The sequence below is a fragment of the Thiohalocapsa sp. genome, from assembly GCF_022340605.1.
Classification (GTDB): Bacteria; Pseudomonadota; Gammaproteobacteria; order Chromatiales; family Chromatiaceae; genus Thiohalocapsa.
The window spans coordinates 1-25,963 of sequence record NZ_JAJDNQ010000021.1 but is presented as its reverse complement, the minus strand read 5'-3'; the positions used below and the strand labels follow the sequence as shown (position 1 = coordinate 25,963).

The window sequence follows — 25,963 nt, the reverse complement described above, 5'->3', positions numbered from 1 at the left end:
GTTGACTGGCTGGTCGGCTGGTGGGGGCGCGTGGCGGGTCTGAAGCACACCTGTCGCGGCACTGTGTCACGCGGCTGTCGTCGGTTGGGCCGACGCGGGAGGCAACAATCAGGCGACTATGTCGAGCGCCGTATCGGGCTGCGTTCCTCGGTCTGATCTGCTCGCCCTGCCATGGGGCCGTCATTTTGCCCCTGAGGCCAGGAAAAATCGCACAAATTTCGTGCAAACCGGCAGCACTTGGGGGCTGCGCGGACAAACAGCCGGTAGCAGGCCGATAGACGGGATATGGCCGGCCGAGCGGAGGCCGCGGGCGGTTTGCGCCATCGCCGTGGGCGGGCATCAATTGAGCTGGATACGCTGGCCCCAGGGAGTGTCGCGCCGGCCCTTCACCAGCCAGATGACGGGGTAGGGCGGCTCGCGCTCCGGGAATTCGCCGTCGGCATCGGTGAAGTAGACGAGGAGATCCGGCCGCAGCCCGTGCTGCTCCACCCATTGGAACACGGGCCGGAAGCTGGTACCGCCGCCACCGCCGATGCGCCCTGGACGCTGGAACTGCTCCCAGGGCTCGAACTCGAACGGCGCACCCTCGCACAGGCTCGCGTCGCAGGGCAAGAGCGTGACCCGCGCGCGGACCTGCCCCTTGAGCGCGTCCACCTCGTCGATGAACTCCTGCATTTCGCTGTCCTTGATGGAGCCGGAGGTGTCGACGGCCACCACCAGGTCCAACTGGTGGCTGCGCAGGCTGGGCATCAGGTAGTCGCCCTCGCGCCGGGACGGCCGTGACCAACTGTAGTCCTCGCGGGTGATGCTGCTCATGTAGCGGGCCAGCAGCATGCGCCAGGGGAGCTGCGGTTGCAGCAGGTGGTCGATCATGCGCTTGAGCTCGCCGCGCAGCTTGCCGGCCTGCATGGCCTGCTGGGCGGCGCCGGCCATGCGTTGCTGCCACTGCACCTGAAGCGTTTCGCGCTCGTCCGGGGTCAGCGGCGGCGGGGTGCCGGCGGCGGCGTTGTCGTCTTGCTCCGGCGTGGCCTCGGTGCGCGCTGCGCCGGCGCCCGAGCCGCTCGGCTCGCCGCGGGCATCGCTGCCGGCGCCGGCGTCGGGCTCGGCGCTGCCGCGCTCACCGTCGTCGCTCTGCGCGCCGGCGGACTGCTGACGCTGCTGGAGGTCGCGCTCGTTGAAGTCGCTGTGCTCGCCCTGCTGGCCGCCCTCGGCCTCGCTGTCGTAGGCGTGGGTGTCCAGGGTTTCGGATTCGTCGTTGTCGTCCAGCAGCGGATAGATCTCTTCCGCCGTCATGCCCTTGTAGAGGGGCGTCAGGAGCGCGTTGGGCGGCGGCTTCAGGCCATCGTCCACCAGCAGCGGATTGATGGCGTGGTCGCAGGCGAGGTCCCAGCGGTGCCTGACCCGGTGCTGGCGGCGCGCGAAGTGCGACAGCGCGCAGTGCAGCGCCTCGTGCGCGAGCATGAACTGGGTCTCGTCCAGGGACAGGGCCTCGATGTAGCCCGGGTTGTAGTAGAAGGCGCGGGCGTCGGTGGCGGTCGTCGGGCACCAATCGGCGTTGGCGGCCTTCATCGGCAGCCGCAGCACCAGCGCGCCGAGGAACGGCTTGTCCAGGATCAGCCGCGTGCGCGCCGAGGCGAGCTTGGTCTCGATGGCGGTGAGGTCGGTGTCGACGGTCTCGCTCATACCGGCTGATTGGCTATGTAGCTATCTTGACTTCTGCGCACGTCACACCCCGCACCCCTAACTTATTCATACAACATCACATCCGCCACCGCGCTCGCCCAATCCGCAAACTCCGGCACATCGAACAGCTCGTTGCCGACCGCGCGGTGCAGGTCGGACACCAGCATCACGCCCATCTCCCGCTGCGGGAAACGCCCCGCGTAGGCGAGGATGTTGCCAATCACCTGCCGCCCGTCCGTGCTGTCCTTCGCGCGGATGGCCTTGCCCACCAGCGCGGCGGCAACGGCGTATTGCAGGTCGATCTCGCGCGGCACCGAGACCTCGTTGCCGGCACAGATGGCATCCAGGTCCGGCATCTGGTCCAGGCTGTTGACGAAGGCGGTCACCTCGACACCTGCCGCCGGGCCGACGCAGCCCTGCATGGTGCCCTGCAGGAGCTGCGGGTCGTCCTCGAACTTCTTCAGCGCCCGGTGCGCGAACTCCCAGGAGCGCGGCGATGGGAAGGCCACCGGGTTGTGCGAGGGGTCGAAGTCGAACAGCAGCTCGGGGCGGAAGCGCAGGAACGCGATGACCCGCTCGTCGATGCCGTTGGCATAGGCCCAGGCCACCCAGTCGTCCAGGTTCGTGTCCACCTCGTAGTGCGAGAACCGGTTCGCCAGCGGCGCCGGCATGCTGTAGGTGACGCCGCGGTCGCCCTGGCGGTTGCCGGCTGCAAAGATGGCCCAGCGCTCCGGCACCCGGTAGTCGCCCAGGCGGCGGTCCAGAATGAGCTGGTAGGCCGCCGCCGAAACGGCCGGCGGCGCGGAGGTGATCTCGTCGAGGAACAGGATGCCGGACGGGCCGTGGCGCGCGGCGTCTGGCAGGATCGCCGGCACCGCCCACTCCACCTGCTCACCGACCCGGAACGGGATGCCGCGCAGGTCGCTCGGCTCCATCTGCGAGAGGCGGATGTCGATGACCGGCACCCGGTGTCGCTCGGCGATGTGCGCCACCATCTGCGACTTGCCGACGCCGGGCGGCCCCCAGAGCATCACCGGCGTGTGGTGGCCTGCGGCGGTGCTGGTGAATTCGCGCTCGAGGACTTGCAGCAGTTGGGCGGGGCGCATGCGCGGCGGTCTCCTGTGACGTTGAGTTGGCGACGCCCGAGCGGGAGCGGCCTGCCGCAACCGGCACGGCGCGCCAGGTCCGCTGCGACGCGACACTGGATTGCTCGGGGGGCCAAAATCTTCGCAGGTGCGTCAAGTTTTATGTGCACCGCAGCACCGATCAGATAAGGGCCAAAGACCAAGGGCCAAGGGCAGTCGACCGCAGCTGTGCAGTCATGTCTTGCGTCGCGGCCCTCGGCCCTTGTTGCATGCCGGCAGTCGATCGACGCGACATTCGCCACCTCACGCCGTTGTCGCTCTAAGGCAGCGCCTCGCCAGGATGTGGTGTGCGCCCGCGCCGCTCGCAAGCCCGGCGGGCCGAAGCGCGCCGGCACACTGGAACGCATTAGCAAAAAACGGTATGCTTATTCGTTAAGCTGACCAAGCCGCTCGGGGAACGCGCCGTCGCAGAATGCCGTTCCGAACCCCGTTGTAACCGTGGTAATTTGCCGCGGGCAGGGCTCCCACCGCACCTAGGTCCCACCAAGACCCCAGCCGGGTCGTCGGATGGGCGGAGCGGCGCGTGCCCCGCGGTCAGCTATCTCATCAGAAACAGCGATAACTCGATATCGGAGAGCGGAGATGAACCAGTTCTACTACGACGCCGTGACCAAGATGGAACAGATGGGCGTCGACGACGAGTACGTGCAGGGCTGGCAGTGCGGCTTCCTGCAGAACCCCAAGCGCGAGGAGCAGCGCCTCACCGAGGCCTACGAGGCCGGCTACGCCGACGGCGAAGAGAAGAGCACCGACAACTTCGGTGACTGGGTCAAGAGCTGAGCGTCGCGCATCCAGGCTGTCCCTCGCCCGGCAGCGTCCCGGGCGGCAGCCGCGATGGTGCCGCCGCCATGGTGCCGCCGGCGCCGGCGACGCGGCATAGGGGCCGCGAAGCGCGCACCCCGAGCCTGGGGGCAATCGTGCCAGGCCGGTAGAGACAAGGCGGGTGATCCCCGCCTTTTCTTTTCCCTATCATGGCGGGCTCCCGGGGCGCATCCCGGCAAACCCCGAGCGCAGTCAGTAATGGAGACGCAACAGACGCCAACACTGCCAACTCCGCCCGATCCAGCCCCGCCCGATCCATCCGTGCAGGTCCCGGCGCCGGCGGCCGCGGCCCGGTTGCGCGCGCTGCTGCGCGAGCCCGGCTGCCGCATCATGCCCTGCTGTTTCGATGGCCTGTCGGCGCGGCTCGTGGAGCAGGCCGGGTTTCCGCTGACCTTCATGAGCGGCTTTGCGGTGTCCGCGGCGCGGGCCGCGCTGCCGGACACGGGGCTTTTGTCCGTCACGGAGATGCTGGATCAGGGCCGCTCCATCGTCGATGCGGTGTCCATCCCCGTGATCGGTGATGGCGACACGGGGCACGGCAACGCCGTCAACGTGCACCGGACCGTGGCGCAGTTCGCCCGCGCCGGCTTCGCTGGCCTCATGATCGAAGACCAGGTGGCGCCGAAGCGCTGCGGCCACACTGGCGTGAAAGAGGTCGTCGGCCGCGCCGAGGCCGAACGCCGCATCCGTGCCGCCGTCGCCGCCCGCGACCAGGGCGCCGACCTCGTCATCATCGCCCGCACTGATGCCCGCAGCGCGCTGGAGGCGAGCCTGGGGCCCGAGGGGGCGCTCGCCGAGGCCATCGATCGGCTCAAGTCCTTCGCCGACCTCGGCGCGGATGTGCTCTTCCTGGAGGCTCCCCGCGGCGAGGCCGAGATGGCCCGCTGCTGCCGCGAGGCACCGGGCCTGCACATGGCCAACATGCTGGAGGACGGCATCACCCCGCTGCTGCCGGTGTCGCGGCTCGCCGAGCTGGGGTACCGGCTCGCGGCCTACCCGCTGACCCTGCTCGGCTGCGCCGTCCATGCCATGCAGGTGGCCCTGGCACAGCTCGCCGCCGGGCAGACGCCCCAGTACCGGGTCAGCTTCGAGCGGCTACGCGAGATCGTCGGCTTCGATGCCTACGATGCGCTCCTGGCCCGCTACGAAGATCGCTAGGGGTTAGGGGCTAGGGAGGTCGGGTTAGCTCAGCGTAACCCGGACGCTGGGCGTCCGTGAGCTGTTGATTGTCGGGTTACGCCATCGCTAACCCGACCTACGATCCGCTCGTTTTCGGCGTTGCGAGCAATGCGTTCAAGGTCTCGGAGCACACCTACCGACGCGCCGGTCGCCGAAGCCGGCGGCCGTGGGCAGCACTTGCTCGGTTCTCGGCCCCCGGCCCTGATCTAGCCCCGACCCCTCTCGCACCTTCTGGCAGCAAGTCTAATCAAGTGCGCGTCGTCACCGTCCGATCATCGGGCCTCCTTCGTCGGTCCGACCTACGCGTGCTCCCTCGTTGTCGTTGTCGTAATCGGAGTCGTCATCGAATCGCCGCACGACAACGACAACGATCTTTGACGGTCTCGGGACTTGCGCACTGTTGCGCTAGAGCAGATCTATCGGGAAACCGACGCAAGTCCATCCCCCTCATGCCCGACAACAGCTACCTGAAAGACTTTATCCTGCTGCGCAACGACCCGAGCAAGGTGGGGCCGGTGCGCGACGCCGCCGAGCGCGGCGAGGTGGACGCCCAGTACGCCCTCGGGCTCATTTACGCCGAGGGCCGCGGCGTGACCATCGACCTGGCGCAGGCGCACTATTGGCTGTCGCTGGCGGTGGAGCAGGGCGACCGCGACGCCGAGCAGCTGCGCAACGTCGTCGGCAGCCAGATGACCGACGAGGAATACGCGGCGGCGAAGCGGCTGCGGGCCGGCGCGTCGCTGCGGCTCGTCGACGACGCTTCATGACAGCGACGCCTGCTGCACGACCCCCATCGTCAGCGCTGTCGGCCTCATGAAGCGCTATGGCACTTTCACGGCCGTGGACGGCATCGATTTCGACGTCGCTACCGCCCGCGACCGGGTGCCAGATCTGCTCGAATTCGCCAACCTCAGCGAGCGCCGCCACGCCAAGACCGAGACCCTGTCCGGGGGCATGAAGCGGCGCCTAACCATCGCCCGCGCGCTCATCAACGCACCGGAGCTGGTGATCCTGGACGAGCCCACCACCGGCCTCGATGCGCAGGCGCGGCACGCATGGACGTCCAGCGCACCTACGACGCCATGCCGGCGTCGAGCTCTGTTGTCTTCGAGTTCCCTTATGATCTACGGTAGATGAGGAATTTACCCATAGACAGATGGAGGTAACTCTTGCAGCAAGCGAAGAAAACGAGCCCGGTCAAGCGGTTCCTGGCGTGGTTCACCAAGCAGACCGTGCTCTTGTCCGGGTTGATGATCGGCATCCCCGTGCTGCTCGCGGCGCTGTGGATCGGCGTCCTGATCTGGGTCTGGGATACCCCCGAGATCAACGCGTCGTTCCACGATCCGGCCAACGCCAAGCTCAGTCGCTCCGAGAAGGGCGCGCTGCTGGCCGAGGCGATCACGTACCAGTTCCGGCGCCGCCTCGGCGACCAGGGCAACTGGGTCCCCAACGACCTGGTGATCGCTTTCGATCGCAACGCGGCCTGTGCGGCGGGTGTCAAGGGCGAGCCTGGCGGCATCTGGTACGTGACCACCGAGATCTTCGAAGCCTTCGCCGATCGTACCGCGCGCATCGGCGGCTCGTCGCAGGACGACTCGCGGTTGACGAACGCGGCCAAGAAGTTCAACTACGATCCGCGGCGGTGGGGTCTTTCCTGGCTCGGCGGCGCGGACTCGCAGCACGAGTACGCGCTCGGAATGCAGGAACTCAACGACTATCTCCGCGATCTGCGCGCCGGCCAGGCGGTCAGCAACGTGCGGGCGGACGATCTGGCTGCGTTGCTGGCGGAGCTCGGTGGTCAGAACGGTCCGATGGACAAGATCTACTCGCGCTTGCTCGACGCCGAAAAGGTGCCGCCCAAGGAGCGTCGCCAACGGGTCTACTCGGCCATCTGCGCCTCGGCGGTCTCGGCGGACACACTCTCTGCCATTCGCTCCGCGTACGCGACGGACTTCGAGGAGGATGCGCTGGCGGCGCTCGATAAGGCCATCAAGGACCTCTACCGGGTGTCGCAGCTGTACCCACCGGTGGTTCTCAACGGCGCCGACGACAGCCTCTGGCTCGTCAATCATGCCCGCAACATCGCGGCCATCATGTCGGCAACCTTCGACCCGATCCTCGACGCGGCGCGGTCGCTGCCCGGTGGCGAGGTTGCCCGCTGAGGGCGGGACGTGACCCGGCGTGCCGCCAGGTGCGCCGTGCGCAAGGGATGAGCGAAGGGACGAGGGGCTTGGCCGAATACCCAGCAGAATGAAAGACATCGATCAAGCCCCCGGCCTCGAGCTCCCGCAGCCGGCCGCCAGCGGGCGCGCCGCCATGGACCGGCGCCTGGAGCTGGTGCTGGACGCCACCGGCATCGGCGTGTGGGAGCACTATCCCGAGTCCGACCGCATCGTCTGGGGACCCTCGCTTTGTGCCCTGCTGGGCTACCCGCGGGAGACGAGCCCCGAGTCGCTGTCCGCCTGGCTCCAGCTCGTCCATCCCGACGACCGGCATGGCGTCGAGGAGGGGATCTCTGCCGTTGTCGCACCGGATGGCCCGCTGGTGGAGGCGGACTTCCGGGTGCGCGCCCATGACGGACACTGGGTGTGGTGCCTGGTGCGCGGCCGCGTGTTGGAGCGCGATGCGCAGCGGCGGCCGGCCCTGGTCGTGGGGACCCTGATCGACATCAGCGAGCGGCGGCGGGCCGAGCACCTGCTCGCGGCGCAGCACGCGCTGGCCGGCATCCTCGGCGCCGAACCGGACCGCGAGACCCTGCTCCAGGCCATTCTGGACTGCGCGCTGCGCCTGCCCGAGCTGGACGGGGGCGGGCTCTATTGGCGGGAAGCGGACGGCAGCTATCGCCTGGTGGCGCATCGTGGTCTGTCGGATCGCTTCGTTGCTGAGGTAGGAGGCATCGCCCCCGAGTCGATGCAGGCGGCGATCATCCACCAAGGGCGGCTCCAGTGCAGCTGCAACCCGATGCGGGGGCATTGCACGGACCCGAGCCTTGTCCTGCGCCCCGAGGTGGCCGCGGAGGGCATCCGCTCCCTGGTGGTCCTGCCCGTCGTGGTGCGTGGCGAGCCCCTGGCGTGCCTCAACCTGGCGAGCCGACAGCACGGGGCCGTCGAGCCACTGACCCTGACCGGGCTCGAGACCCTGGCCCGGCAGTTCGCCCAGGCCCTGGAGCGTCAGGCGGACCAGGCTGAGGCGGCCAATCAGCGCGAGAATCTCCAGGGACTCTTCGACGTGGTCGGAGACCATCTGTTCGTGCTCGACACCGACGGGCGCGTGCTCCACTACAACGCCGCGGTGGCCGATGGCCTGGGCTATGGCGAGTCGCTTGTCGGCGAGCCGGTCTGGGCGGTGCATCCGCCCGAACTGCGCGACGAGGCCCAGCGCATCGTCGGTGAGATGCTGGCCGGCACCCGCAGGGTTTGTCCCCTGACGCTGCTGGCCGCGGATGGGCGACGCCTCGAGGTGGACACGCGCGTATCCCGGGGACGTTGGGACGGTCGTCCGGCGATCATCGGTATCACCCGCGACGTCACCCGAGAGCGCGCCCGGGAGCGCGCCTTGCACGACGCTCGCCATCTCTCCGATACCCTCATCGACACCATCCCGGACCTGGTCTGGCTCAAGGACACCAGCGGCGTCTACCGCCAGTGCAACCCGGCCCTGGAGCGCCTGCTCGGCGCTGCCCCCGGGGGCATTGTGGGCCGCACCGATGCGGAATTGCTGCCCTCGGACCTGGCCGGCTCGCGCCAGGCCAGCGACCGCCTCGTGATGGAGGGCGGCGTCACCCGCACCGACGAGGAGTGGCTGGTCAGCGCCGACGGCCACCAGCGCATCATCTTCCAGACCACCAAGACCCCGATGCGCGACGCCGAAGGGCGCCTGGTGGGCATCCTCGGCGTCGCCCGCGACATCACCGCCGAGCGTGCCGACCGCGAGGCCCTGCGCGAGCGCGAGGCCCTGCTGGACGCCATCGTCAGCCGGGCCGGTGACGCCATCGAGCTGGTGGACGCCGAGACCCTGCGCTTCGTCGAGGTCAACGAGGCCACCTGCCGCCTGCTTGGCTACACGCGCGATGAGCTGCTCGGGCTCACCCTGCTCGACACCCAGGTCGATCTCGACAAGACGGCCCTGGACGCCGGCATGGCCCGGATCAGGGCCGATGGGGTCAAGCGCGTCGAGAACCGCCACCGGCGCAAGGACGGCTCCATCATCGAGGTTGAGGTCCAGGTCACCGGCGTTCGCCTGAATGGGCGCGACCACGTGGTGGCGGTGTGGCGGGACATCGGCGCCGAGAAGGCGGCCCGCCAAGCCCTGGCGGACGAGGCGGAGTGGCGCCGCGCCCTGGTTCATGCATCCCCGGACGGCGTGGTCATCCTCAACGCGGATCACCGCGTCATCGACGTCAACGAGCGCTTCACCCAGCTCACGGGCTATACGTCGGAGGAGGCCGTGGGGCTACATTCCTGGGACCTGGACGCCGACCTCTCCGAGGCGGACGTCCGTGCGGCCTTCGCCGACCCGCTGGTCATGGACCGTACCTTCGAGACCCGCCATCGGCGCAAGGACGGTACGCTCTACGATGCGGAGGTGAGCATTCGGGGCGCCCAGATCGGCGGGCGCCTGGTCTTCATCTCCGTGACGCGCGACATCACGCTGCGCAAGATCGAGCAACGGGCGCTGGAGGAGCGCGAGGCCCTGCTCGGGGCCATCTACGACCAGGCCGCGGTGGGCATCGACCTGATCGACGTGGAGAGCCGGCGCTTCATGCAGGTCAACCGCGCCACCTGCGAACTGCTCGGCTACAGCGCGAAGGAGCTCTTCGGGATGTCCGTCGAGCAGGTCCAGACGCTCCCGCCGGAGCTGTTCGACGTGCGCTTCCAGGAGACCCTGGAGCGTCTGCGCCAGGGCCAGGGTCTGGTGCTGGAGGTGCAGCACCGGCGCAAGGACGGGTCCCTGCTGGACGTCCTGCTCAACCTCCGCCTCACCGGCATCGGCGGGCGCGAGCTGGTGGTCGGCGTCTGGAGCGATATCACCGAGCAGCGCCGCGCCCGCGAGGCGCTGCGCGAGCGCGAGGAGCTCTATCGCACGCTCGTCAACCAGGCCGGCGAGGTCATTGACCTGGTGGACACCGAGACCATGTGCCTCACCGAGGTCAGCGATGCCGCTTGCCGTCTGCTCGGCTACAGCCGCGAGGAGCTCCTGGGCATGCCGCTGCGGAACGTGCTGGCTGACATGGACGAGGCCGATGTGCGCGCCATGCGTGACCGATTGCTGGCCGCGGGCGAGGGACGCTTCGAGACGCGTCACCGGTGCAAGGACGGCCGCATCCTGGATGTCCAGGTCAGCGTGCGCACCGTCGAACTGCGCGGGCGGACGTATTTTCTCGGCATCTGGCGCGACATCACCGAGGCCAAACAGGCCGAGGCCGCCCTGCGCGAGGCCGAGATGTTCCTGCGCGAGAGCCAGCGCATCGCCCGGCTCGGCGGCTGGAAGTTGAACCCCCTGCGCGGGACGCTCATGTGGACTGCCGAGATCTATCGCCTGGTGGAGCATCCCATGGACGCCCCGCCCGCCGACGTCGACGAGGGCCTGCGCTACTATGCCCCGGGGTCCCTGGAGCGCGTGCGCGCGCACCTCGACGACGCCTGGAGACATGGGACGCCCTTTACCCTGGAGTGCGAGGTGATCACCCGCTCCGGCCGGCGCTTCTGGGCGGAGCTCCGCTGCATCGGCCGGGTTGGCCGGGGGCGCGATGCCTACCTGGCGGGGACCTTCCAGGACGTCACCGAGCGTAAGCACGCGGCCGCCGAGTTGGAGCGGCACCGCCACCACCTGGAGGAGCTGGTGGCGGAGCGCACCGCGGAGCTTCAGTCCGCCAACCAGCAGCTTCGCGTGAGCGATCTGCGCCTTCAAGCCATGTTCGCCCTGAGCCAGGAGGCAGAGCATCTGGACGAGCGGACACTGCTGCAGCGGGGCGTGGAGGAGGCGGTGCGGTTGACGGGCAGCGCCATCGGCTACCTGCACCTCATCAACGACGACCAGGAGACCATTCAGCTGTACACCTGGTCTGAGGCCACCCTGGCGTATTGCGAGGCGGTTTACGAGCGCCATTACCCCATCGCGGCGGCCGGGGTCTGGGCGGATCCGGTACGCCTGGTCCGCCCGATAATCCACAACGGCTATCAGCACCTGAGCGAGCGGCGCGGCTACCCGGCGGGTCACGTCCACCTGGTGCGCCACCTGGGAGTCCCGGTGGTGGAGGAGGGCAGGGTGCGGGCGCTGGTGGGCGTGGGCAACAAGGCGGGAGACTACGACGACTCCGATGTACACCAGCTCCAGCTCGTCGCCTCCGACCTCTGGCGCATCGTGATGCGCCGGCGCGCCGAAGCGGCGTTGGCCTCGGCCAAGGAGTCCGCCGAGCGGGCCAGCCTGGCCAAGTCGCGCTTTGTCGCCAACATGAGCCACGAGATCCGCACCCCCATGAACGCCGTGCTGGGGCTCACCTACCTGCTGAACCAGGATCTGCGCGAGCCTCAGCACCTGGAGCGCCTGGACAAGATCGAGGGAGCGGCCAGGCACTTGCTGCGGGTCCTCGACGACATCCTGGACATCTCCAAGATCGAGGCGGGCAAGCTGGAGCTGGAGGTGACGGACTTCGCCCCGGCTGCCCTGTTCGACGAGGTTCGCTCGCTGATGGCGCCCAGGGCCGAGACGCAAGGCGTCGCCCTGAGATTCGATCTGCAGGGGCTGCCCGCCGTACTGGTCGGGGATGCCACCCGGCTGCGGGAGGCGATCCTCAACTACGTCGGTAACGCGCTGAAGTTCACCGAGCGCGGCGAGGTGACGGTGCGCGCCCGGGCGATCGAAGCGCGCGAGGAGGACCTGCTGGTGCGCTTCGAGGTGGCCGACACCGGTGTGGGGATTGCCCCTGAGGTGCTGCCCCGGCTGTTCGATGCCTTTGAGCAGGCCGACGCCTCCACCACCCGCAAGTACGGCGGCACCGGCCTCGGGCTTGCGATCACCCGCCGCCTGGCGCAGCTCATGGGCGGCGACGCCGGCGCCGAGAGCCGGCCCGGGGCCGGCAGCACCTTCTGGTTCAGCGCCTGGCTCGGCCACCGCCCTGGCAGCCAGCTGCCGCGCCCGGCCGCCGGCTGGCCGGTGCCGGCGGGGCCGGATCTCACCGGGCGGCAGGTCCTGCTGGTGGAGGACAACCCCATCAATCAGGAGGTCGCGGCGGAGATCCTGCTTGCCTTCGGTCTCGAGGTGGACGTGGCCGCCGACGGCCGCCAGGCGCTGGAGATGGTCCAGAAGGGCCGCTATGACCTGATCCTGATGGACATGCAAATGCCGGTCATGGACGGTCTGGAGGCGACCCGGGCCATCCGCCGGCTGCCGAGCGCCGGCGCGATGCCGATCCTGGCCATGACCGCAAACGCCTTTGCCGAGGACCGCCGCGCCTGCGCGGCCGCGGGCATGAACGGCTTCGTCGCCAAGCCCGTGGAGCCCGAGCGGCTGCACGAAGCGCTGTCGCGGTGGCTGGACCCGGGCCAGCCGGGCGCTGTCGAGACACCGCAAGCGACTCAGCCGGAACAAGCGCCCCGGGCTGGCCCCGAGGGGGTGGCGGCCCTGCTTGCCTCTATTCCCGGGCTCGACCTGGACGGGGCGCTCAAACGCATGGGCGGCGGTCCGGATCGTTGTCTCAGGTTCCTGCGCCTGTTCAAGGACACCCACGCCGGCGATTGCCAGGCGATCGTCGAAGCGCTCGCGGCGGCAGATCGACGCCAAGTCGAGGCAATAGCCCACACCCTCAAGGGCACGGCCGGCACCCTCGGCGCGCTGCCCGTGGCGGACGCGGCGTCACAAGTGGTCGCGAGCGTGCGCGTGGGCCGCGACGACGCCGAGCTCAAGCCTCTGATCGGCGCCCTCTGCGCCGCGCTGGACGAGCTGACGGCAGCCATCGAGCGGACCTGGGGCGAGGCGTGACGCAAGGTACGATCGCTGGTCTGCCCGCCTGTGGGAGCGCCGTCCCCGGCGCGATTGCGCAGCCGTGGAAGCGCCGTCCCCGGCGCGATTGCCAACCGTTGTTGGTGGACCTGCTGCGAGACTGGGCAAGAATTCGAATTCCGCGCGGAAATACAGACTACGGTAGGTCGAGTTAGCGATAGCGTAACCCGACCTACAGCCAATACTTGCACAGTCTCAAAGGGCGTGGGAGCGGCCTGCCCTCGCGAGCCGGCGCGGAGGTGGTCAGGGCGTACGACGCCGGCCGCGCTGACAGACCGCTCCCACGGTTCGTGCTGGTTGTTTCCGCCTCGTCTCAGGCCGGCGCCGGCCGACTGTCGATACCCCACGCGCGCAGGACCGCGCGAGCGGTGTCGATCACCTCCGGCAAGCGCTCGCGCAGGCGCTCCGAGAGCCCGAGCGCCATCTCCATGCGCTCCGGGACGACACCGATGAGGACGATCTCCGGCGGGGCGCAGTCAAGCAGCTCGGCGAGGGCCAGCAGGTCGGCGATGCCGAGGTGGTGCAGCGAGACCTTCTCGGTGAGCGCGCTGCGGATCTCCTGGTTGCGGATCACCCGGATGGTGCCCGGTGGCGCGTCGGCCGCCAGGGCATCGATGAGCAACAGCCGCTGTTGGTCTTTCAGCAGCGGCAGCAGATCGAGACCCGAGGTGCCGCCGTCCACCAGCTCCACGGCCGGCGCGAACGCGTACTCCGCCTCCAGGCGGCGCATGGCGTGCACGCCGACGCCCTCGTCGCCCAGGATGAGATTGCCCAGCCCGATCAGCATCGCGGGCGCGGGCTCGACGTCCGGCGCCGGCCCCATGCCATAGCGGGCGCGCTCCGGCGCGGCGGCGGACAACAACTCGGCGTCTTTCACGGCTGCTGCTCCCGGTCTCACGCGGTGTTGACCTGCACGATCGTCCGCCGCTCGTTGTCGTGCAGATGCACGGCGCAGGCGAGGCAGGGGTCGAACGAGTGCACGGTGCGCAACACTTCCAGCGGCCGTTCTTCCTCCAGGATCGGGTTGTCGATGAGCGATGCCTCGTAAGGGCCGCGCGCGTCGTCCTGGTTGCGCGGGCCGGCGTTCCAGGTGGAGGGCACCACCGCCTGGTAGTTCTTGATCTTGCCGTCCTCGATCACGACCCAGTGCGAGAGGATGCCGCGCGGCGCCTCGTGGAAGCCGAAGCCCATCTGCTGTCCCTTCGGGAACTCCGGCTTGTTGAAGCTGGTGTAGTCGCCGGAGGCGATGTTGGCCACCAGGGCGGCATAGTTCTCCTGCATCATGTCGTAGAGCACTTGGGTGCGCACGCAGCGCGCCGCGTGCCGGCCCAGCGTCGAGTGCAGTACGTCCAGCGGCACCTCGCCGCCGGTGATGGCGCCAATGCGATCCATCGCGAGCTTCAGATACTTCTTGGTCGGCTCATGCCCGGCCGCCACCATGCACAGCACATTGGCCAGCGGACCCACCTGCGCCGGCTTGCCGTCGAACGACGGCGACTTGACCCAGGAGTAGGCGCCTTCCTCGTTGAAGTCCGTGTAGTCCGGCTCGGTGTCCTCCTCGTAGGGCGAGCGCGTCCAGTCGCCCTGATACCAGCTGTGCTTGATGCTCTCCTGGACGTTGCCCTCGAAGTAGGGATCGCCGAAGTGCGTGATCTGGTGGAACTTCGACAGGTCCGCATCCGGGATGTAGCCGCCGGGCATGCCGAAGTCGGTGCCCTTGGTGTCGCGCGGAAAGTCCGGCGCGGACAGATAATTGGTCACACCCCGGCCATAGGGCAGCCAGTCGGCGTAGAGCGCGGCGATGGCGGTCACGTCCGGCAGGTAGACCTCGTGAATGAAGCCGCCCAACTCGTCCATCAGCGTCTTCACGTAGGCGAGCCGCTCCATGTTCAACGCGGACTGATTGTCCGGATTGATGGCATTGGCCACGCCGCCGACGGCCAGGTTCTGCACGTGCGGGGTCTTGGCGCCGAGGATGGCGGTGATCTGGTTCGAGCGGCGCTGATACTCCAAGGCTTCCAGATAGTGCGCGGCGGCCATCAGGTTGGCCTCCGGCGGCAAAATCATGGCCGGATGGCCCCAATAGCCGTGGGAGAAGATGCCAAGCTGGCCGCTGGCGACGAACTTCTTCAGCCGCTGCTGCACGTCGGCGAAGTGCTGGGCATTGTTGTTCGGCCAGTTGGACAGCGATTGCGCGAGCTGCGCGGTGGCCTTGGGATCGGCCTTCAGCGCCGAGGTCACGTCCACCCAGTCCAGCGCCGAGAGGTGATAGAAGTGGACGATGTGATCATGGATGCCGTGGGCGGCCACGATCAGGTTGCGGATCAACTGGGCATTGAGCGGGATCTCCAGATTGATCGCGTTCTCCACCGCGCGCAGCGAGACGATGGCGTGCACGGTGGTGCAGACGCCGCAGATGCGCTGGGTGTAGAGCCAGGCGTCGCGCGGGTCGCGCCCGCGCAGCACGGTCTCGATGCCGCGCCACATCTGGCCGCTGGACCAGGCGTCCACGACCTTGCCGTCCTGGACGTCGCAGTCGATGCGCAGATGACCCTCGATGCGGGTCACCGGGTCCACGGTAATACGATTGATGCTCATGGTTCGTTCTCTCTAGCCGGGTGGCGGGGCAGGCCATGGGGCCCGCCGCCGCGTCATGGGGTTGCGATCAGGCGGAAGTCGGTGTGGCCGGCGGATAGCCGCCTTTTTCCCGTCCAGCCGCACGCGCGCTGGCCGCCCCCTGGCCCGTCCGCGCTCGTGCAGCGCTCGGTGCCGCCTGGTCGTATGGGCTGGCCAGCAGCACCGGCGTCTTCTTGACGAAGAACAGGTAGGCCATGATCTCGAAGGCGATGATCGCGATGGTGATCATCATCTCGCCAACCGCCGGGAAGTAATGCCACCCCGGACCCGGGTTGAAGGCGATCAGGAAGGCGTCGAAGCGATACAGCGCACCGCCGAGCAGCACCGCCAATGCGGCGCGGAACAGCACCGTGGGCCGCACCCGCTGCTGCTTGTCGAGCAGCTTGACGACGGCGTACAGGAACAGCGCCATCTCGGCCAGGAACAGCAGCGGCTCGGGGGCTACGCGGAACAGGTAGACGATGTCCCCTGTTATCACCAGATCACCGATGCGCAGCACCATGTAGGCGATAAGCAGCCATGGAATCACCGCGCTCACCTTCGATAGCAGCGCCGTCTCCAGCGGCCGGTTCAGGTTGACCGAGGCATACAGCGACTCGAACACCACGATGGCATAGCCCATGGTGATGGCCGTCAGCAGGAACAACAGCGGAATGATGTTGGACTGCCAGAGCGGATGCACCTTGTAGCCGCCGATGATCAGCAGGGAGCCGAGCGACGACTGGTGCATGGTCGGCAGCAGGATGCCGAGACCGGCGACGATGAACATCACGTGCCGCAGCCGGCGCAGCCAGCGGTTGGCGTGCATGGCCTCCAGGATGGTCGGTGAGAACTCGATCCAGAGCACCACCGTGTAGAGGCTGATGCAGAGCGCCACTTCCAGCATTACCGAATTGAGGTTCATGTACCAGGGCAGGAACACGTTATAGAGCTGCCACCAGCGGCCTACATCGACGATGATGGATGCGCCCGCCAGGGTGTAGCCGAACACGCTGGTCAGCAGCGCGGCGCGGATCATGGGGTGGAATTGCCCGCGGTTGAACACGTAGACCAGGATGGCCATCGCATAGCCACCGCAGGCGATCGCGGTGCCGGTCACCACGTCGTAGGTGATCCAGATGCCCCAGGGGAAGCCGTCGCTCAGGTTCGAGACCGCGCCGATGCCGAAGATGAAGCGCTTGATGATGAAATAGGCGCCGATCGCTAGCAGCACGGCGAGGAAGTAGAAATGCGGGGTCAGCAGACGCCCGCCGACGGGACGATAGTGCTCTTTCATGACCGCCGGTCCTCCTCGTGCGCCGCGTCGGTCCGCGGGGCTTGCGCCTCGCCCGCCGGCGCGTCCAGATCGTCATCAGCCCGCTCGTCGCTGGTATTGCGATACACCGCGTAGACCAGGCCGCCGAGCAGCAGCGCCGGCATGACCATGCCGCCGTACAGGCTGTGCTGGATGGTCTCTGACAGGCGCGCCCGGGACTCATCGCCCACCGGCGGCAGCCCGAGCTTGTCGAACGGCACGTCGGCCAGCAGCATGTTCTGGGTGCCGCCGGTCTCGGTCTCGCCGTAGATGTGTTGCACGTACGCGGGCACGGTGGCGACCTTGGCGTCGCCGCTGTCGAGCGCGTGGATGGCATACTCCAGGCTGGTGCCGGGCGCGGCCGCGAGCCGCCGGTGGCCCTCGGCGCGCAGATCCTCGACCCGTCCGAACAGGCTCGCGCCGGTGGGGCAGGCGTCGCAGCAGGCGGGGATGCCGCCGGCCTCGATGCGGTCCGCGCACATCTGGCACTTGACGATCTTCGGGAAGGTCTTGTCGAACTCGAATTTCGGCACGTTGAACGGGCACGCGAGCTGACAATAGCGGCAGCCGATGCAGGCGTCCGGGTTGTAGCGGACGATGCCGGTCTCCGGGTCCTTAGTCATGGCGCTGACCGGACAGGCGGAGACGCAGTCCGGGTCCACGCAGTGCATGCAGCTGCGCTTGACGAAGCTCATGTCGCAGCGCTTCCCCGAGTCCGCCGACGGCTCGGCCAGCACGTTGTCGGCGCGGCTGGCCTCGATGGTGCCCAGGCCCCGATACGCCTTGATCTTATTCATGGTGCGGCTGTTCAGGTCGTCCGCCGCGTCCCAGATGCCGTGCACGCCGTAGGTCTGATCCAACGCCGGGTTGTCCACCGGCGGCAGATCGTTGGCCTCCTTGCAGGCCACCTCGCAGGCCTTGCAGCCGATGCATTGGGTGGCGTCGTAGAGGATGCCGACGGCGCCCGGCGCGAGCTGCTTCGGCGGCCGCGCCATGGCCGGGCCCATGACGGCCCCGGCGCCCAGGCCGGCCGCACCCGCGGCCAGGCCCTTCAAGAAATGACGACGATTGATACTCATTGCCCTGACCTCTCCGATTAAACATCAATCGGCTCGCCCTGCATGCGCAGGACGGGTCTGATCAATCTTGCTGACCCGGCTCCTCGGTGCCGGCACGCTCGGCGCCCTTGAGCCTGTCGTACGCGCCGAGCGCGTAGACCGCGGCGCCGCCCACCACGGCGCCCGCCAGCGCGGCCGATGCCGCCTTCATGCCGCCGCCGTGCTCGGCGGTGACGCCCGGATACATCGATGGCGGCAACACGTTCTCCACGTCGGCCTGCTCGTGCAGCGCCTTGTGGAAGCCGACGCCATGCTCCGCGCAGCCGAAGCACGGGTGGCCGATGCCTACCGGCCAGGTGTTGCCGCCGACGTCGCCGAACTCGATGGCCGGACAGTTGGCGAAGGTCTCCGGCCCCTTACAGCCCAGCTTGTACAGGCACCACCCCTTGCGGTGGCCCTCGTCGCCGAACTCCTTGGCAAAGCGGCCGGCGTCGAAGTGCGGCCGACGCTCGCAGTTCTCGTGGATCAGGCGTCCGTAGGCGAACTTCGGCCGACCCTTGCCGTCGAGCTCCGGCAATTGCCGCATGGTCAGGTAGTAAAGGACCGTCGACAGGAAGTTGTACGGGGACGCCGGACAGCCCGGCAGCGTGATCACCGGCAGTGCGCTGTCGTCGGCCTTGGTGATGCCTTCGAGCTTCAGCGCCTCGGCCAAGCCCACCGCGCCGGTGGGATTGGGCGTCGCGCTCTGCACGCCGCCCCAGGAAGCGCAGGAGCCGATTGCGATCGCGGCCGCCGCGTGCGGCGCGATCTTGTGCAGCATCTGCTGCGGGGTTTGTCCGGCGACCTTGCAGAAGTTGCCGTGGTCTGCGGTGGGCACAGAGCCCTCCACCACCAGGATGAAGCGCCCGTCGTTGGCCTGCATGGAGTCATGCAGCGCCGCCTCGGCCTGGTGCCCGGCCGCCGCCAGCAGCGTCTCGGAATAATCCAGGGAGACCATATCCAGGATCAGGGTCTCCAGCGTCGGATGCGTCGCCCGCAACAGCGACTCCGTACACCCGGTGCACTCCTGGAAGTGCAGCCAGATCACCGCCGGCCGCGCCGACTCCGCCTCGACGGCCGCCATCACCCGGCCGGCCATGCCCACCGGCAGGCCCATCGCCGCGGTGATGGCCGCAGCGAACTTGATGAAGCTGCGCCGGTCGATGCCGCGCATCTCCAGTTGGTCCGACAGCCGCGGGCCGATCTCTTCGTTCAGCCATTCGCCCGTTGTTTTCATGAGCCCTTACCACCTCTCATGGCTCGTTGACTACGGGGGCGCGATGTCGCCCGCGAGCCGGCAGGCGGCCCGCGGGCAGCATCGGTTCCCGCCCCTTTCCAATGCCGACCCGGCCGTGTCGCCAACAGAACGTTGATCGGCGGGCCGGCCGCCATTGCGAAAAGTCAATTACTAAATAATATTAGTATCTAGTAACTTTCCTCTATAGGTATAGATCAGCACCCGTTGGCTGTCTACGGGCAATCTGGCACTCTTGGTCTGGAAAACGGTCTTTTTTGACCGTGCGCAGGGGGTGGCTTCATCGCATTGCAGGTGGGCCGGTGGTCGCCTGCAATCCGAAATGCAAATCGGAATCGATACCTAATGCGATGGCGTGGCGGGATGGATGAGCGCACCGAGAACCATCGGTGGTGTCACCGGTGGAAAACGGCGTTGCGTCTGAGCCTGGCCACGGCCGTTGGCCGATTTATCCACAATATGAACAACTATTTTTTTTGATGATCCGTTGCCAGGTCAAGGCTTGGGAACGCTTCAGAAACAACTGAAACGTCGCGGAGGGTGGATAAGCGCAGAGACCTTGAAAGTATTGCGCGCAACGCCGAAATCGAGCGGAGCGTAGGTCGGGCTAGCGATAGCGTAACCCGACAATCAACGGCTTACGGGCGTCCATCGTCGGGTTACGCTGCGCTAACCCGACCTCCCATACAAAAGTCTTTCACAGTCTCGGAGCGCATCCACCGCGGGCCTGACTCGCTACTTACCGGCCAGGTATGCGCCACCAGGGCGTCCGTGGCACGCTCGGCATGACCTACAGCGGCACTTGCGATGCCGCGACTGGTGCACGGCCTTGGAATTGCCGATACCGTTCGCTGTCCGGCGCGAGCGAGTGTCGCCCGGAGTGTCGGCGCTCTCACGGCCAGCTCGCCACGCCCATCGCGTGGGAGCGGCGTCCTCGCCGCGATCGCCGGCCCCGACGCGCTACATCGCGCCGAAGACGGCGCTCCCACGGCCAGCTCGCCGCGCCTGACACCGTCGCGCGACCGCGCTCAGCGCTCGGGCAAGAGCGCATGCGGACAGGAATCGTGGATCTCGTCGAACAGCGCCGCCGGATCTTGCGCATAGCGCCGCGACAGGTGGAACGGCACCAAGCGCGCGACGCCGGCGGCCTCTGCGATCTCGCCGCAGGCGCGGCCGGTGAGGTGGGCGTGAGCCGTCGCACGCGCGCGGTCCGCCTCGGCGAAGGACGCCTCCAGAAATAGTGTGTGGGCATTGCGCGCCAGGGCGATGAGTCGCGCCCTATTGGTCGGCGTATCGGCAAGATCGGTGGCGTAGACCAGCCGCCGGCCCGGGGTCGTCATCACCAGCTCGCGGCCGAGGGCCGCGATGCTCACCGTCGTGCCGTTCGGCAGGGACAGCCTGCGCTCGGTATCCCCGGCACTCAAGCCCGCCTTCAGCGCGTTGAGCCAGGGACCCGGCGACAACCCGGCGGCACGCAGCCGGTCCTTGCGGACATTGTGCTGCGGTGCCGGCTCGAAGGCGTAGGCGAGCACCGGCGTGTGGTGGTCCAACACAACGCCGCGCACGCGAAAGGCTGGATCTTGCCGGAGCACGCCGTCCGGGGCGGGGATAGCCTCGTGGCCCCGGTGGTCCGTGATGCCCGCCTGGACGATCGCTCGGTGCAGCTGCTGGCCGTGTAACTCGTAGACCTCGAAGACCGGGCCGTTGTCGCCGATCCGGTCCCACAGAAAGCCGCTGACGAGACCGCGGATGTGCCCGATCAGGCCCGGCGGCCCGTACAGCCGGCAGGGCGTCCGCTCGCCGATGCGCGAGCGCAGCAGCCACAGGAAGCCAGCCAGGTGATCCATGTGGGCGTGGGTGATGAAGCAGTCGCTCACCTGGTGGGCCACGTGTGCCGGCAGGCGCTCGCCATCGCCCAGGTCGAACAGCATGCTGCGGCCGAGATGACGCAGCCGCAGGTGCAGCAGCGGGTCGCCGAAGATGCCGTTGACCAGCAGCGCATCGACACCGCCCACCTGCACCGCCGGCCGCGGGCCGCCGAAGTCGGCCGCCGACGGCCGGCGCTGCGCTGGCGGCAGGAACGCCGCCGGCGCCGGCGCGAAGGGCTTTGCCGTCTCCAGCAGGCCGTCGGCAGTGCGCACGGCGTCGCGCACCAGCAGCGCGTCGGCGTCGTGGCCGTCCACCGGTGCCCGCACGTCCAGGCGCCCACCGGCGAGTTTCTGCGCCTCGCCCAGTGCCAGCAGCCTGCCGGCGCGAAGCAAGGCAACCTGACGCCCGGCCCAGGCCGCGGGCTCGTCCAGTGGCGGTGGCGTGCCGAGGATGCCGGGACGGCCCGGATCCCGGTCCAGCTTCAGCTCCAGCGCCGGGGCGGCGCCCAGATAGGCATCCCAGCGCGCGGTGCGCTCGCGGGCGCGCCGGCCCCGGCCGGGGCGCCGCGCGCCCTCGGCAATCCGCACCGGCACGACCTCCGCCGCCAGGGCCGCAAGCTCGCCGGCCAGCGGCGGCTCCCGGTGCGCCGGTGTCAGCACAAGCACCAGGTCCACGCCCGCGGCCGCCACCAGGGCCTGGAGCAACTCCCCGCCGGCGACGCCGCGCACGACGCCCGGCGCGTCGATCAGCAGCGTGCCCGTCGGCGCCGTCGCTTGCGCAAGCAGCCGGCGCAGCGCCTCGGCCAGCGGCAGCCGAAAGCGCGCGGCATCCAGGGTGCAGAGCGGCTCCAGCGCGAGCGTCCGCCAGCCGTCATCGGCGCGCTCCCCCAGCGCCAGCGCCCCGGGCGGGCCGAAGGCCGGCGTGCCGGGGTCCGCGCTGGCACAGCGGCAGGTGCGTCCGCCTGCCACGAGCGCGTCCGCCAGCGCCGCGGCCAGTGTGCTCTTGCCGCTGCCGGGTGCCCCCAGCAGCAGCACGCGGCGGTCCCGCTGCATCATCTCTGCAACGATCTGCCCCGCGACGCAGGGCAGGGGTGGTTGGCGCGGTCCGGTCGCTGTCGTCATGGCGGATCGTGCGGATCTCCGGCGGCGACCGGCGTCATGTCCGCACCATGGGCACGAAGGCCACCGGGATGACATCGCGGCGATGGAGGTCACCAGCCGCCTCGCGGCTCAGCACGCTCAGCACCTGGCTCGCCCCGCGCGCCACCGGGATCACCAGATTGGCGCCGGGCGCGAGCTGGCGGACCAGGGGCATCGGCACCCGCGGCGCGGCGGCCGTGACGAGGATACCGTCAAAGGGCGCCTGCGCCGCCCAGCCGCCGTGACCGTCGCCATGGCGCACCTCCACGTTGCCATAGCCGAGCCCGGCCAGCCGCCGCGCCGCGTCCTCCGCCAGCGGCCGGACCACCTCCAGCGAGTAGACCTGCGCCACCAGCTCCGCGAGCACCGCGGTCTGATAGCCGCAGCCAGTGCCCACCTCCAGCACCCGGGCATCGGGGCTGACCCCCAGCAGCGCCGTCATCAGCGCGACCATGTAGGGCTGCGAGATGGTCTGGCCCATGCCGATGGGCAGCGCCATGTCGGCGTAGGCCAGACCTTGCTCCTGCGGTGGCACGAACCGGTGCCGCGGTACCCCGCGCAGCGCCTCGATGACCGCAGGCGGCGCCTCGCCGAGGCCGGTCTCGGCGGCGGTGAGCCGGAACAGGTCACGGATGGTCTTGAGCATGCGCTCGCGGTCGGCGGTGCGGTCGGGATCGTTGGACATGGCAGGCTCCCGTCGCTCGACAGGGCAGGGGCGGTGTTGGCACGACAGCCGGCGCGTCGCCCGCGGTCTGGCGCCGGCAATGTCGGTCCCCGGGGACCGTTCCATTCCGCCAGCGCTTTCTTTAAAAGCATAGACGGGCAAGCCGGGTGGCTGGTGGGTCTGCGATGCAGATCTGGTGTCCGCCCGCGGGGTGCGCCGGCTCAGGGTCGCGGCACGCGCGTCTGGTCCTCCGCGGGGAGCGGGGCCGCCGCCGCAGGATGCGTGTCCGGCAGCCGCCGGTAGGCGGCGAGCACATCGCCGAGGGTATCGAAGAAGGCGTCCGCGCCGAACAGCCGCCCGAGCTGGTGGCGACTGCTCGCGCTGACGTCCGGCAAGACCTGGGCGACGACCAGCCGAATGCCTTTCTCCCGCAGGATCGCGACGATGGATCGGAGCGTCTCCGCCGCGGAGAAGTCCACGTCGTCGATTGCGGAGGCGTCGAGGCAGAGCCAACGCAATGGTGGCGCGGCATTGTTGACCAGCGTCGTGATCTCCTCCGAGAGCTGCTGGGCGTTGGCGTAATACATGCTGTGCGTAAAGCGGTAGATGAGCAGCCCCGGGAGGGCCTGGCCGCCCATCGCCACCGGCTGCGCCTGCCACGCCCCCGTGGCGGCCGGCAGCAGCACGACGTTCTTCGGCCGATAGCCGCGGCGGGTGTGATCGATCAGCGACAGCACGATGGCGAGCAGGATGCCCTGCTCGACGCCGACGAGCACCACCATCGCGGTGGTGATCAGGGCCACCCAAAATTCAGAGCGCCGCTCGACGAAGACGCTGCGCATACCGCGCAGGTCGATCAGGTCGAGCCCGATCAGGAAGACCACGGCCGCGAGCACCGCCTCGGGCATATACGCCAGTGGCGCGGTGAGGAACAGCAGCACCACCAGGACCACCGCGGCCGCGACCAGCAACGAGAGCTGCGTGCGCCCGCCGGCACTGTCCACCATCTGCGTCTTGGTGGGGCTGCCGTTGACGACGAAGGTCCCGGAGAGTCCGGCGCCGATGTTGGCCAGGCCCAGCCCCAACAGGTCCGTGTTCTCGCTGAAGCGCTCGTTGTAGCGTGCCGCGTAGGCGCGTGACGTCGCCGCGCTCTGCGCCAGGATGACCACGAACATGGCGAAGGCGGTGGGGACGAGGTCCTGGATCAGGTCCCAGCTCCACTGCACCCGCGGCAGCCCGATTTGGGGCAGGCCGCTTGGGACGGCGCCCAGCACGTGCACATACTGGCCCAGATCCAGCTTCCAGCTCAGCACGATGGCGCCGACCGCCGCGATCAGGGCGCCCGGTATCCGCCTGGAGATCAGCTTGGCGCCGACGACGACCACCAGCACGGCAAGCGCGATGGCTAGCGCATGGACGTTGACCTGCTCGATCTGCTGGAGGTCCGACCAGACCTTTGCCAGTGTGCCTTGGCCGCCCCCTGCGAGCCCGAGCATGCCCGAGATCTGGCCGAGCGCGACCTGCAAGCCGACCCCGGTCAAGAAACCGATCAGCACCGTGCGGGACAGGAAGTCCGCCATGAAGCCCAGGCCGATGAGTCGGGCCAGGACGAGAAACCCCGCGGCCATTAGGGCCAAGACGCCGGCGAGCGCCAGGTATTCGCCGGTGCCGGTGGCGGCGAGCCCCACCAGACCGGCCGCGAGGATGGCCGCGGTGGCCGAGTCGGCGCCCACCACCAGGTGCCGCGAGGAGCCGAACACCGCGAACAGGGCCGTAGGGATCAGCATGGTATAGAGCCCCGTGATCACCGGCGTGCCCGCGATCTTGGTGTAGCCCATCACCTCCGGGATCGCCAGCGCGGCCAGGGTGACACCGGCGACGATCTCGCCGGGGACCTGCGACGCTTTGATAGGTCGCACGCCCTGCAGGAAGGGAAGGCTCCATTTGCCGTGTCCGGTCAACTCGTTTCAGGCCCATAGATCCGCTAGCCGAATGACGACGGCGTCAAACGGCGCGACGGAGACCATGTCGTTGTCGTGGAAGACGCCCAATGGCCTCCACCCGGTATCGGCGAGCTCGTAGGCCTCGAGTGTGCGTGTCTTGGGATCGACGAGCCAGGCGAAGCGGACGCCGTAATTTGCGTACAGCGGCATCTTCTCCTCGCGGTCGGTGCTCTGGCTGGAGGGCGACAAGATCTCGCAGACCCAGTCCGGCACGACCTGGACCTTGTGGCCCTCAGGCGGTGATGGCATGCGCTCCCTGCGCCAGCCGGCGATATCCGGGACAACGACCTCTGTATCCAAGACGAAGTGGACCTCTGGCTCGTCGATGATCCACCAACCCCCGGGACCACCGCGCCCGCGTCCATAGGGTCCTTCAATGTCGGCGCCAAGGCGGGAGGCCGCCAGGCCATGAGACCAGGCCGGACGCGGCTGTGTGCGCAACTGTCCGCCGATGATTTCGCCGATCAGTCCTTCCGGCAGGGCCATCAATTGCTCGTAGAGGGACAGCCTTCTTGCAGTTTGTGGGCTCATGGGCAACCAGCTCGCGAGGACGGTGAGGTCAGACGCCGATCATAATGCCCGCGCCCACCGCAGCGGAGCGAAACGCGACCTCGCACTCCCCGATCTTCCCCGTTCCCCGCCCTCTGCCCGCGGGGCGAGGGGTTGGGGGGCGCGCTCTGGATTCGCAGTCTTTACCACAGCGCAGGGCTGCGTTGCTGGACGAAGAACCCGTCGGCGTCCCGAACAGGACGGACACTCCCCGCCCCCCAGCGCGACGCCCGCGCGCGGCGTTTCGCGGGCGAGCTTGCCTGCTCGGAGCTAGGTACTTGGGGATTGTACGAGTTCCTGCGACGCAACCGTCTCCCATCCTGCCGACTGCGCTGCGAGCTCGCGCCAGCCGCGGAACGCGTCCGAAGACGCCTGTGGAACGCCCCGAGGCACGGTGCCTGGCGAGCCGGGGCGGGCTTCGCGGGATGCCATAGCGGCGTGCCGGGATGACGCCAATGCGCTCCACCTCAGCCTCGTTTCTCTCTGGGAGATCCCTGCCAGAGGGCGCTGCGCGGCACCTCGGCGAGATCGCCGAGGGTGCGGTAGCGGCGGGTCTCCGTGCGTCCGTGTCCGTGCTCAACGTCCTGCCAGCCGCTGGCGCCAGACAAGCAGTTCTTGATGTCGCG

At 68.6% G+C, this 25,963-nt stretch carries 16 protein-coding genes and 1 pseudogene; 6 read left to right on the top strand and 11 right to left on the bottom strand.

Going from position 1 to position 25,963, the window contains the following annotated elements; genetic code table 11:
* Window positions 1-339: 339 nt before the first annotated feature.
* On the bottom strand, window positions 340-1,683 hold the full coding sequence (locus tag LJE69_RS02045; protein ID WP_296920936.1) for a VWA-like domain-containing protein: 1,344 nt from the start codon (window positions 1,681-1,683) through the stop codon (window positions 340-342).
* A gap of 62 nt (window positions 1,684-1,745) precedes the next feature.
* On the bottom strand, window positions 1,746-2,789 hold the full coding sequence (locus LJE69_RS02040) for an AAA family ATPase (RefSeq protein ID WP_296920934.1): 1,044 nt from the start codon (window positions 2,787-2,789) through the stop codon (window positions 1,746-1,748).
* A gap of 621 nt (window positions 2,790-3,410) precedes the next feature.
* Here LJE69_RS02040 and LJE69_RS02035 point away from each other — a divergent pair.
* The 6 genes and pseudogenes from LJE69_RS02035 (at window position 3,411) to LJE69_RS02010 (ending at window position 12,809) form a co-directional block, all read left to right on the top strand.
* Window positions 3,411-3,608 (top strand): hypothetical protein, encoded by a 198-nt coding sequence (locus LJE69_RS02035; RefSeq protein ID WP_296920932.1) that lies wholly within the window; start codon window positions 3,411-3,413, stop codon window positions 3,606-3,608.
* Window positions 3,609-3,911: 303 nt separating this feature from the next.
* On the top strand, window positions 3,912-4,808 hold the full coding sequence (locus LJE69_RS02030; protein WP_296920930.1) for an isocitrate lyase/PEP mutase family protein: 897 nt from the start codon (window positions 3,912-3,914) through the stop codon (window positions 4,806-4,808).
* Between the two features lie 470 nt (window positions 4,809-5,278).
* On the top strand, window positions 5,279-5,596 hold the full coding sequence (locus LJE69_RS02025; protein WP_296920928.1) for a sel1 repeat family protein: 318 nt from the start codon (window positions 5,279-5,281) through the stop codon (window positions 5,594-5,596).
* Between the two features lie 112 nt (window positions 5,597-5,708).
* Window positions 5,709-5,888 (top strand): annotated as a pseudogene (locus LJE69_RS02020) (ATP-binding cassette domain-containing protein); the annotation flags it as partial.
* A 110-nt stretch (window positions 5,889-5,998) separates the two neighbouring features.
* Window positions 5,999-6,991 (top strand): DUF2333 family protein, encoded by a 993-nt coding sequence (locus LJE69_RS02015; RefSeq protein ID WP_296920926.1) that lies wholly within the window; start codon window positions 5,999-6,001, stop codon window positions 6,989-6,991.
* 88 nt (window positions 6,992-7,079) lie between these two features.
* Window positions 7,080-12,809: a PAS domain S-box protein gene (locus LJE69_RS02010; RefSeq protein WP_296920924.1), complete on the top strand. Its 5,730-nt coding sequence runs from the start codon at window positions 7,080-7,082 to the stop codon at window positions 12,807-12,809.
* Window positions 12,810-13,143: 334 nt separating this feature from the next.
* Here the strand turns inward: LJE69_RS02010 and LJE69_RS02005 are convergent, their stop codons facing one another.
* The 9 genes from LJE69_RS02005 to LJE69_RS01965 all read right to left on the bottom strand — a co-directional run bounded on the left by LJE69_RS02005 (window position 13,144) and on the right by LJE69_RS01965 (window position 25,319).
* On the bottom strand, window positions 13,144-13,707 hold the full coding sequence (locus tag LJE69_RS02005) for a HyaD/HybD family hydrogenase maturation endopeptidase (RefSeq protein ID WP_296920922.1): 564 nt from the start codon (window positions 13,705-13,707) through the stop codon (window positions 13,144-13,146).
* A 17-nt stretch (window positions 13,708-13,724) separates the two neighbouring features.
* The gene (locus tag LJE69_RS02000; RefSeq protein ID WP_296920919.1) at window positions 13,725-15,428 is read right to left on the bottom strand and encodes a nickel-dependent hydrogenase large subunit; all 1,704 of its coding nucleotides are present in this window, start codon (window positions 15,426-15,428) and stop codon (window positions 13,725-13,727) included.
* Window positions 15,429-15,495: 67 nt separating this feature from the next.
* On the bottom strand, window positions 15,496-16,743 hold the full coding sequence (hybB, locus tag LJE69_RS01995; protein WP_296920917.1) for a Ni/Fe-hydrogenase cytochrome b subunit: 1,248 nt from the start codon (window positions 16,741-16,743) through the stop codon (window positions 15,496-15,498).
* Window positions 16,740-17,840, bottom strand: a complete 1,101-nt coding sequence (gene hybA / locus LJE69_RS01990) for a hydrogenase 2 operon protein HybA (RefSeq protein WP_296920913.1) — start codon at window positions 17,838-17,840, stop codon at window positions 16,740-16,742. The genes hybB and hybA overlap by 4 nt, the downstream gene beginning before the upstream one ends.
* A 61-nt stretch (window positions 17,841-17,901) precedes the next feature.
* The gene (locus LJE69_RS01985) at window positions 17,902-19,095 is read right to left on the bottom strand and encodes a hydrogenase small subunit (RefSeq protein WP_296920910.1); all 1,194 of its coding nucleotides are present in this window, start codon (window positions 19,093-19,095) and stop codon (window positions 17,902-17,904) included.
* 1,046 nt (window positions 19,096-20,141) lie between these two features.
* Window positions 20,142-22,103, bottom strand: coding sequence for a Clp1/GlmU family protein (locus tag LJE69_RS01980; RefSeq protein WP_296920908.1), 1,962 nt, complete (start codon window positions 22,101-22,103; stop codon window positions 20,142-20,144).
* 34 nt (window positions 22,104-22,137) lie between these two features.
* Window positions 22,138-22,806: a protein-L-isoaspartate(D-aspartate) O-methyltransferase gene (locus LJE69_RS01975; RefSeq protein ID WP_296920905.1), complete on the bottom strand. Its 669-nt coding sequence runs from the start codon at window positions 22,804-22,806 to the stop codon at window positions 22,138-22,140.
* 200 nt (window positions 22,807-23,006) lie between these two features.
* Window positions 23,007-24,704, bottom strand: coding sequence for a SulP family inorganic anion transporter (locus tag LJE69_RS01970; protein ID WP_296920902.1), 1,698 nt, complete (start codon window positions 24,702-24,704; stop codon window positions 23,007-23,009).
* A 48-nt stretch (window positions 24,705-24,752) separates the two neighbouring features.
* Window positions 24,753-25,319 carry a Uma2 family endonuclease gene (locus LJE69_RS01965; protein WP_296920898.1) on the bottom strand — a complete coding sequence of 189 codons (567 nt, stop codon included), beginning with the start codon at window positions 25,317-25,319 and terminating at the stop codon, window positions 24,753-24,755.
* Window positions 25,320-25,963: the final 644 nt, after the last annotated feature.

Excerpts from the sequence above, each read along its gene's own strand:
- LJE69_RS01965 (WP_296920898.1), bottom strand. The coding sequence starts at position 25,319 with ATGAGCCCACAAACTGCAAGAAGGCTGTCCCTCTACGAGCAATTGATG.
- LJE69_RS01975 (WP_296920905.1), bottom strand. The coding sequence starts at position 22,806 with ATGTCCAACGATCCCGACCGCACCGCCGACCGCGAGCGCATGCTCAAG.
- LJE69_RS02000 (WP_296920919.1), bottom strand. The coding sequence starts at position 15,428 with ATGAGCATCAATCGTATTACCGTGGACCCGGTGACCCGCATCGAGGGT.
- LJE69_RS02010 (WP_296920924.1), top strand. The coding sequence starts at position 7,080 with ATGAAAGACATCGATCAAGCCCCCGGCCTCGAGCTCCCGCAGCCGGCC.
- LJE69_RS01980 (WP_296920908.1), bottom strand. The coding sequence starts at position 22,103 with ATGACGACAGCGACCGGACCGCGCCAACCACCCCTGCCCTGCGTCGCG.
- LJE69_RS02045 (WP_296920936.1), bottom strand. The coding sequence starts at position 1,683 with ATGAGCGAGACCGTCGACACCGACCTCACCGCCATCGAGACCAAGCTC.
- hybB (WP_296920917.1), bottom strand. The coding sequence starts at position 16,743 with ATGAAAGAGCACTATCGTCCCGTCGGCGGGCGTCTGCTGACCCCGCAT.
- LJE69_RS02040 (WP_296920934.1), bottom strand. The coding sequence starts at position 2,789 with ATGCGCCCCGCCCAACTGCTGCAAGTCCTCGAGCGCGAATTCACCAGC.
- hybA (WP_296920913.1), bottom strand. The coding sequence starts at position 17,840 with ATGAGTATCAATCGTCGTCATTTCTTGAAGGGCCTGGCCGCGGGTGCG.
- LJE69_RS02025 (WP_296920928.1), top strand. The coding sequence starts at position 5,279 with ATGCCCGACAACAGCTACCTGAAAGACTTTATCCTGCTGCGCAACGAC.
- LJE69_RS01985 (WP_296920910.1), bottom strand. The coding sequence starts at position 19,095 with ATGAAAACAACGGGCGAATGGCTGAACGAAGAGATCGGCCCGCGGCTG.
- LJE69_RS02035 (WP_296920932.1), top strand. The coding sequence starts at position 3,411 with ATGAACCAGTTCTACTACGACGCCGTGACCAAGATGGAACAGATGGGC.